7 protein-coding genes and 1 pseudogene are annotated in these 7146 nt (G+C 65.7%); 7 read left to right on the plus strand and 1 reads right to left on the minus strand.

Annotated elements, in window-relative coordinates; all coding sequences use genetic code 11:
• The 4 genes from B1964_RS07515 to B1964_RS07530 all read left to right on the plus strand — a co-directional run.
• Positions 1–413, plus strand: a 413-nt coding sequence (locus B1964_RS07515) for a LysR substrate-binding domain-containing protein (protein ID WP_253193918.1), incomplete at its 5' end; no start/stop codon positions are given.
• Between the two features lie 194 nt (positions 414–607).
• Positions 608–1390 carry an SDR family NAD(P)-dependent oxidoreductase gene (locus B1964_RS07520; protein ID WP_079929385.1) on the plus strand — a complete coding sequence of 261 codons (783 nt, stop codon included), beginning with the start codon at positions 608–610 and terminating at the stop codon, positions 1388–1390.
• A gap of 290 nt (positions 1391–1680) precedes the next feature.
• Complete coding sequence (locus B1964_RS07525) at positions 1681–2118, plus strand: hypothetical protein (protein WP_006371541.1); 438 nt, start codon at positions 1681–1683, stop codon at positions 2116–2118.
• Between the two features lie 51 nt (positions 2119–2169).
• The gene (locus tag B1964_RS07530; RefSeq protein WP_079929386.1) at positions 2170–2721 is read left to right on the plus strand and encodes an NUDIX hydrolase; all 552 of its coding nucleotides are present in this window, start codon (positions 2170–2172) and stop codon (positions 2719–2721) included.
• A 16-nt stretch (positions 2722–2737) separates the two neighbouring features.
• On the opposite strand, the gene B1964_RS07535 is transcribed toward B1964_RS07530, so the two are convergent.
• A complete protein-coding gene (locus B1964_RS07535) occupies positions 2738–4456 on the minus strand; it encodes a hypothetical protein (RefSeq protein ID WP_253193919.1) in 1719 nt (572 codons plus the stop codon).
• 238 nt (positions 4457–4694) lie between these two features.
• Between B1964_RS07535 and B1964_RS07540 the strand changes: the two genes are divergently transcribed.
• The 3 genes and pseudogenes from B1964_RS07540 to B1964_RS07550 form a co-directional block, all read left to right on the plus strand.
• Positions 4695–4907: a hypothetical protein gene (locus B1964_RS07540; protein ID WP_006371538.1), complete on the plus strand. Its 213-nt coding sequence runs from the start codon at positions 4695–4697 to the stop codon at positions 4905–4907.
• Positions 4907–6415, plus strand: coding sequence for a methyltransferase (locus tag B1964_RS07545; RefSeq protein WP_079929388.1), 1509 nt, complete (start codon positions 4907–4909; stop codon positions 6413–6415). The genes B1964_RS07540 and B1964_RS07545 overlap by 1 nt, the downstream gene beginning before the upstream one ends.
• A 138-nt stretch (positions 6416–6553) precedes the next feature.
• Positions 6554–7146, plus strand: a pseudogene (locus B1964_RS07550) (PA-phosphatase); the annotation flags it as partial.

Genomic DNA, 7146 nt, shown 5'->3' on the forward strand with positions numbered 1-7146 from the left:
AGGAAGGGCGGGTTGCTGCGCTGCCCACCGGCCACCCGCTCGCGGCTCGAACGTCGATCGGCATAGGCGAACTCGACGATGAGCTGCATGTCGCCGACGATGAGGCGGATCCCGCATGGGTCCGCTGGTGGGCATGCGATCCCCGTCCCGGTGGGAAGCCCGTGCGGTACGGGCCATCGGTCCAGACGATGGACGAGCTGCTGGAGGTGGTTGCCGCCAGGCAAGCGATGGCGATCACCGGACAGTTCGTCGCCGATGCGTACCGCAATCCCGGGGTGGCCTTCGTACCGATCGAAGACATCGATCCATGTCCATTGTCGCTGTGCACGCGCGCCGATGATTTCTCGCCGCTCGTGAACGCACTTCGGCGCGCGGTTGCGTCGGTTCGTACCGGACGCAACGAAACTCGCTGACGTGGAAGGGCCGGTTCCTCGGCGGACCGGTCGGTGGGACCTCGGTCGTTACTCATCTGCTTAACGCCGAATGGGTAATGCGACATGGACATTCCGCGCTTCCGATCAGAAGGTGGTGATCGTCACACGACGCTGTGTGATTCACCCAAAGGAGTTCATTCGATGACGAACCATCTGTGTAGGGAGCGACGCGCATGACCACCACTCGCGTAGCCATTGTCACCGGCGCCGCCCGCGGCCTCGGAGCTGAGATCGCACTGCGCCTGTCCGCCGATTACGACGCGCTCGTTCTCGCCGACCTCTCGGCGGAACACCCTGAGCGGGAGTCAGATCCACGCTGGCAGGAGGTCGACGCCGATGTGGTGCCGATCGCCTGTGACGTTCGCGATGCGGCCGCGGTGTCGGCGATGTTCGATACGGCCGCAGAGGCCGGGACCCTGTGCGGCCTGGTGAACACCGCGGGCACCGGACTGTTCACACCGCTGGTCGAGATCGATCAACAACTGTGGGACAACACGTTTGCCGTCAATGCGCGCGGAACCTTCCTCACCTGCCAGGAGTTGGTGAAACGGGCCGACGGGCCCGCCGCGATCGTCAATATCGCCTCCATCGGCGCCCGGCTCGGCAATGAGATGCTCACGCACTACGGGGCGTCGAAGGCCGCTGTCATCGAACTCGGCCACAGTGTCGCGCGGTCGGGAGCGCTGCGCGAAATACGTTGCAACACGGTGCTCCCCGGCCTGATTCTCACCGATATGTGGCGACAGACCATTGCGTGGCTGCGCGGTCGCGACAGTTCTCTGGAGGGAGTATCTGACGACGACGTGTTCGCCGGTTTCGTTCAGCAGATGGTGCCCATGGGTCGGCCCCAATCTGCTGGTGACATCGCCGAGATGGTGGCCTTCCTGCTCAGCGACAAGGCACGCAACGTCACCGGGCAGTCGATCGCCGTCGACGGTGGGGCGGTCATGAGCTGATGGCTCATGATGTCCTGGGCTGGCGGAGCTCACCTACCAGGAACGAGGTGAGTCGGCAGTCTCACTGCCGTCGATGCCGCGACCGGCGAGACCGCTTCTGACCCAGTGACATTCCCTGGGCGCTGTGTCGGTCGGCGAGCGGTGAGGCGCCGACCGATACGGCGACTACGGGGGAGTGAACTTGCCGACGCTGAGCTGCGGTAACGTGATTCAACAAGAGTGCAGAACGCGCTCCGGCGGGAATGCATCGCTTTTCACGACGAGAAGAACTCGCGCCAAGGAGGATTCTGTTGGCTCTGAGGTATCCGCTTCCGCAGACGAATGATGCGTTGCTGGTGCGCACCTACTGCGATCCGGCGACCGATCAAGCGTGGGGGGCCCTTGTCTGGGAAGCGAGTGCTCCGGTGGACTTTGAGCACGAAGAGGGTCGATTTCGTGCGAACTTTCAGTACATCGATGACCGCGCATATGACGGTGTGACTGTCGACGACATTGTCGACTCGGCGCCGGAACCCCCGCCGTTCTTCGTCTTCGTTGCTGACGAGGCGACTCTCAGCTCGCCCGATCACGCCGTGCTTGTCGTTGATCTGCTGCACCAACCGGGTCGAACGGTGCGGGTGCGACCGCGTGACCTGTGGTCTGTCGAGAACAACCTCTCCTTGGGAAACATGGGTTTCGACGACTTCGCGAGGGCTGCCGTCGACGGTGTGTTCCCCGGTTTCGGGTGAGCACTGGATTCGACACCTGCCGACCGCCAGCCGATCGAGCACAATCGAGCCATGCGCGCCGATAACCCCTGGACCCTGCTCGGGTCTACGATCACCTACGAGAATCCGTGGATGCGTGTCCGTGAGGATCGGGTGATCACACCTCTGGGCACCGAGGGCATCTATGGCGTGGTGGAATCCAACGATTCGGTCATGATCGCGGCACTCGACGATGCCGACAGGCTCTACCTCGTGCGGACATTCTCCTATCCGTCACAGCAGTGGCACTGGGAACTGCCCGGGGGTGGCGGTGACGGTCAGGAGGCACTGACAGCCGCGGCGCGAGAGCTCCACGAAGAGACCGGGATTCGTGCCTCGGCGTGGGAAGTACTCGGCCGGACACGCGTCTGCAACGGGCTCATGACCGAACGGATGGCCACCTGCCTGGCCCGTGACCTCACCTTCGACGGAGAGCGGGAGGTCTCCGACGAGCAGTTCGACACCGCTGAGTTCTTCACAATGGCCGAAGTCGACGAGATGGTGGCCACAGGTGGGATCGACGACGGCCAGAGCATCACGGCAATTCACCTGGTGCAGAAGTGGATCGACCACGCTCGCCGATGAGCGCGGTCGACCGGTTCTAGTTGATGCCCGGGATCCGGATCGGAAGGCCCGGGATGACCGGCGCCGGCGTCGACGTCGGCGAGGACGCGCCGCGCCGTGGCGCGCTCGACGGTGCGGAACTCGACGGTCGGCCCGGCCGGGCGACGGTCGGCGTGGTCGTACTCGCCGACGGCAAGACCGCATTGTCGCGATTGACCTGTGCGCCGCGGCCGGTCCCGGTGGTGTCGTCCTCATTCAGGCACATCGATCGGATCACGTTGTGGTAGTTGACGAGCCCGTAGGTCAGAGGTAGCGCCGCCACGGCGCCGATGGCTCGCGTGGGGGAGAGGAAGCCGACGGTCGGGCTTCCCAGGATCTGACCTTCGGCCAAGCCGCCGACCGTGGTGAACAGGTAGAGCGACAGATAGTACGAGTAGTAGGCGGCGGTGAGCGACTTGGTGACGGTCAGGTCGGCGACGCTCACGGTCTCGAACGGATTGTCTCCCTGATCGAGGTTGTGCTTGAGGCCGATCGTGATGTCGAGCGGGGCGCCGCCGACGTAGGGGATCAGACTGCCGACGAGCGAGGCGAAGGACTCGAGTTGTGTGAAGTCGGCTGGATCGGCGGGAATCAGGTTGTGCGGCACCTGGGTTGCCCGCATCTTCGCCAGAATCGCGTTGGTCTCGCTCGCGATCTTCTGCTTCTGTGCGTCGGTGGTGACCAGTTGTTGCGCATACTCACCGGTGCGGGTGACGATGCGGCTGAGCGGCAGCGTGCCGATCTGCCGGCAGTTGTCATTGTCGGCGAGCGCGAGCTGTCCTGCGGCGGCGCGCACCGCGGCGGGGATGTCGATGTGGTAGGTGACGTCGTCGCTGGGGCGCCCGGCCTGCTCTCGCTGATCTTCGGTGACCCGGGCGACGCACTGGTTCATCACCATGTTGGAGATCCCCTGATACAGGTACTGCGACCCCAGGACGCCGCCCTGTACGGCGAGTTGCAGGATGGTGTTGTACGTGAAATACCCCTGGTAGCTGTCGAGAGCCGTGCCGGTCAACGGACTACCCAAGAACGGGGTGAGCTGAACGGCGAGTTTCACCGGCGCGACGACGGTGACGAACAGATACAGCCACACCGTCTCCACCGCCTGGGTCAGGGTGATGTTGCCGAGCGGAATCGCCTCGTTCTCCTGGCCATCGCGAATCTTCAACAGCTGCGTGACAATCCACTGCGACACCGGGCCGCGATAGGTCATCGACGGATCGGCGGAGTCGGCGCCGAGTGCCATCGGGTTGTCGGATATCGCCAGCGTAGAGACGTTCAGGCGCTTCATGTCCCGATGCGCGGCATCGCGTGCGGCGTAGGCGTTCTGGCGCAGTTGCGGGGGCAGCGAAGGCAACAGAGATTCAAACAGCGAGTCATACACCACCGACAAACTGGTGAACTCACCACTGACGCAGACCGTCGCCTTGCCCTGGTTCTCCTGCAGAGGCGCGAGCAACGAGCGCGGGCTCTGCGCGATACGGTCGATCCGCTCCTGATAGGTCTCGGGCTCAGGAGCCTTCGGGGACTTCGGGGCCGCCTTCTCCGCGACCGGTGCGGGAGCAGGGACCAACGCCGGATTGATCACCGCCGCAGTGCCGTTGGAAGTGAACGCGCTTGCCGAGAACGCCGTGAGCGTCGCCACCGCCGACACCCGTACGGCCCACGTGCGAGCACGTCGCGAGCGTCGATTCCCCACCGCACCAACAGTCTTCACGCGCACTCCTCCGACCCCAGAACAGACATCCGGCCTCGGTTCTCCGGCATCGGCCAGGGGCCTCGAGGAGAAGTCCTCGTGCGGGAAACCGAATGTAAAGTTAGCATAACCTTTGCATTACGAGCGGATCGTGACCGCAATCACGACCGGGGCGGGGCTGCGTCGAGGACGGGCCTGGTCAACGAGTAGGTCGTCAACCAAGGTTGACCCGCGGCGAGCTCCGGTGAATGATGATGCCATGCGCACAAGCCTCGGACCAGATGAATCGGGTGACCCCGACAACCCGGTGACCGCCTTGACCGCCGTCGCCCGGCGTCGTGCCGAGATCGCCCGTGACGAGGAGGTCGCCGTCCGACGAGCCCGCGCGGCCGGCCTTTCCTGGGCCGAAATCGGTGTGTTGCTTGGCGTTTCCAAACAGGCCATGCACAAGAAGTATCGGAGCGTCGGTTGATGACGACGCTGCCTCTGCAGTCGCGCCCGGTGGTGCTCGCCCTCGGAGCCGACCTACGCGCCGCCGGCTACACCGCGGACGGGGTGGCGGCGGCGCTCGGCGACGACGCCAACGATGCCTTGGGGCGCGGGGTCTGGTGGCCCGCATTGCGCGCAGCGCGTCCCGGCGGTGCCCGGGAGTCGCTGTCGACATTGATCAGGCTGTTCCTGCTCGGCTCCGACGAGGACGAGCCGACGCTGGCGGCGGCCTTCCCGAGCACCGGCGTGCAGGCGCTGATCGCCGAAGGCGTCGTCGAACAGCGCCCCGACGGCCGATACCGCGCGATCGTCGATATCCGACCCCACGCCGACGATGCCAACGACTTTCTCGTGATCTCCGATCAGGACGCGGCGATGCGCAGCGGACCCGTGGCCCACGACCACGTGCTCGGCATCGGTGGAGCGTCGATCTCGTTGGCGCGCGCGGTGATCCGCGACCGCGTCGATACGGCCCTGGATCTCGGCACGGGGTGTGGCATCCAAGCATTGCATCTCGACGCCCACTGCGGGTCCATCGTGGCCACCGACACCAATCCACGAGCTCTGGCCCTGGCTGCGGCCACCGCGACGCTCAACGACATGACCTGGGATCTGCGGGCGGGCAGTCTGTTCGAGCCGGTCGCCGGGGAACGGTTCGACCTGATCGTGTCCAACCCGCCGTTCGTGGTCGGGGCCGGCGCACAGGACTACATCTACCGTGATTCCGGACGGGCCGGCGACGCCCTGTGCGCCGAGCTGATTGCCGGGTTGCCGGACCACCTGACCGACGGTGGTACCGCCCAGTTGCTCGCCAACTGGATGGTGCGCGACGGCGCCGACTGGCGACAACGCGTCGGCGGCTGGTTGGCCGGCACCGGACTCGACGCCTGGGTGGTGCAACGAGAGCTCGCCGATCCGATCAGCTACATCTCGCTGTGGCTCTCCGATGCCGGCGAGGATCCCGACCAGGTCGCCCGACGCGGCTCCGACTGGTTCGATTGGTTCGCCGAGGAGAAGATCACCGGAATCGGCATGGGCGTCATCACCGTTCGCAAGCGCGCCGGCTCGCGATCAACCGATGGCGAGCACATCCTTGAAGAGATCACCGCTGCGGGGGAGGAGGTGACCGGTCCCGAGGCCAAAGCCTTCCTGGACCGGCGCGCCTACCTGCGTGCCCACGACGACGACCACCTGCTGACGGCTCGGTTGGCCTGTGCGCCGGTGTTCTGCGAGACACAATCCTTACCCGGCGACGACGGTTGGCAGGAGATCGGGTCGGCGGTGCGGCGCCCCGGCGGACCGGGCGCTGTCCTCGGCGTCGACGAGGTATCGCGAGCGCTGCTTGCCGGATGTCTCGGAGCGGTCGAACTGGGCACCCTGATCGATTTGCTTGCCGCGCACCACGGTGTCGACGCCGACGCATTGGCACAGGCAGCACTTCCCGTGGTCCGCGAGGCGATCGGCCGCGGAATCCTCTTCGAGGTTCGGTGAATGTCCGATCCCGCACGACTCTTCACCGACTGTTCACCTGGTGTGAAACCGGTCGATGCCGTGTGATCCGGTGACCTCCGTGAGGTGAGACACCGAGATGTGTGGTGCCGGCGTTGCCGGCCGGACCCGGAGGAGACCATGAGGCGTCGGACAGTGAACTCGATGGTGGCAGCGATCCTGGCTGCCGCAGCATTGGTGCTCCCCACCGCGGTGGCGCAATCGCCGGCCACTGCCGCCCCGGCATGCGCGTTCGCGCCGACGCAGGTGCCCGCATCCGCAGGTTTCGCTGCAGGGCAAACCGATCAGGCATTCGCGACCCCCGCGCCGCGCGATCACATCGCCATCCTGGACGGCTTCTCGTCGATCTCCCCGCTGGTGCGTCAACAGAACCTCGCCGAGGCGGTCGCCATCAACAACACCGCGAGCCCGGCGACCGCCCGCGCCTCGGTGAACGACAACTATGCGATCGAGGGCCCGGCGATCTTCGACGCACTGGGTTCCCGTCTGGCTCCGGCGTTCTACGCGGCGCTGCGTGCCGGACAGTTGCCGAAGACCGCCGCGCTGCTACTCGGCGACGAGTCGCCGGCCGGCGAGCGGACCGGAACCAGCAAGGAGAAGAAGTACTTCCAGTACCCGCGGCCGTTCGAGGTTGCGCCGCAACTGATCCGCCACTACGGCGACGGCCGCCCCGATCTGTACGCGGCGGTGCGCGGTAGCGGCTCCCACCCCCC

It is taken from the genome of Gordonia sp. i37, assembly GCF_002043085.1.
Taxonomy (GTDB): Bacteria; Actinomycetota; Actinomycetes; order Mycobacteriales; family Mycobacteriaceae; genus Gordonia; species Gordonia polyisoprenivorans.

Coding starts and splice junctions, on each gene's coding strand:
- B1964_RS07545 (WP_079929388.1), top strand. CDS start 4,907: ATGACGACGCTGCCTCTGCAGTCGCGCCCGGTGGTGCTCGCCCTCGGA.
- B1964_RS07520 (WP_079929385.1), top strand. CDS start 608: ATGACCACCACTCGCGTAGCCATTGTCACCGGCGCCGCCCGCGGCCTC.
- B1964_RS07540 (WP_006371538.1), top strand. CDS start 4,695: ATGCGCACAAGCCTCGGACCAGATGAATCGGGTGACCCCGACAACCCG.
- B1964_RS07530 (WP_079929386.1), top strand. CDS start 2,170: ATGCGCGCCGATAACCCCTGGACCCTGCTCGGGTCTACGATCACCTAC.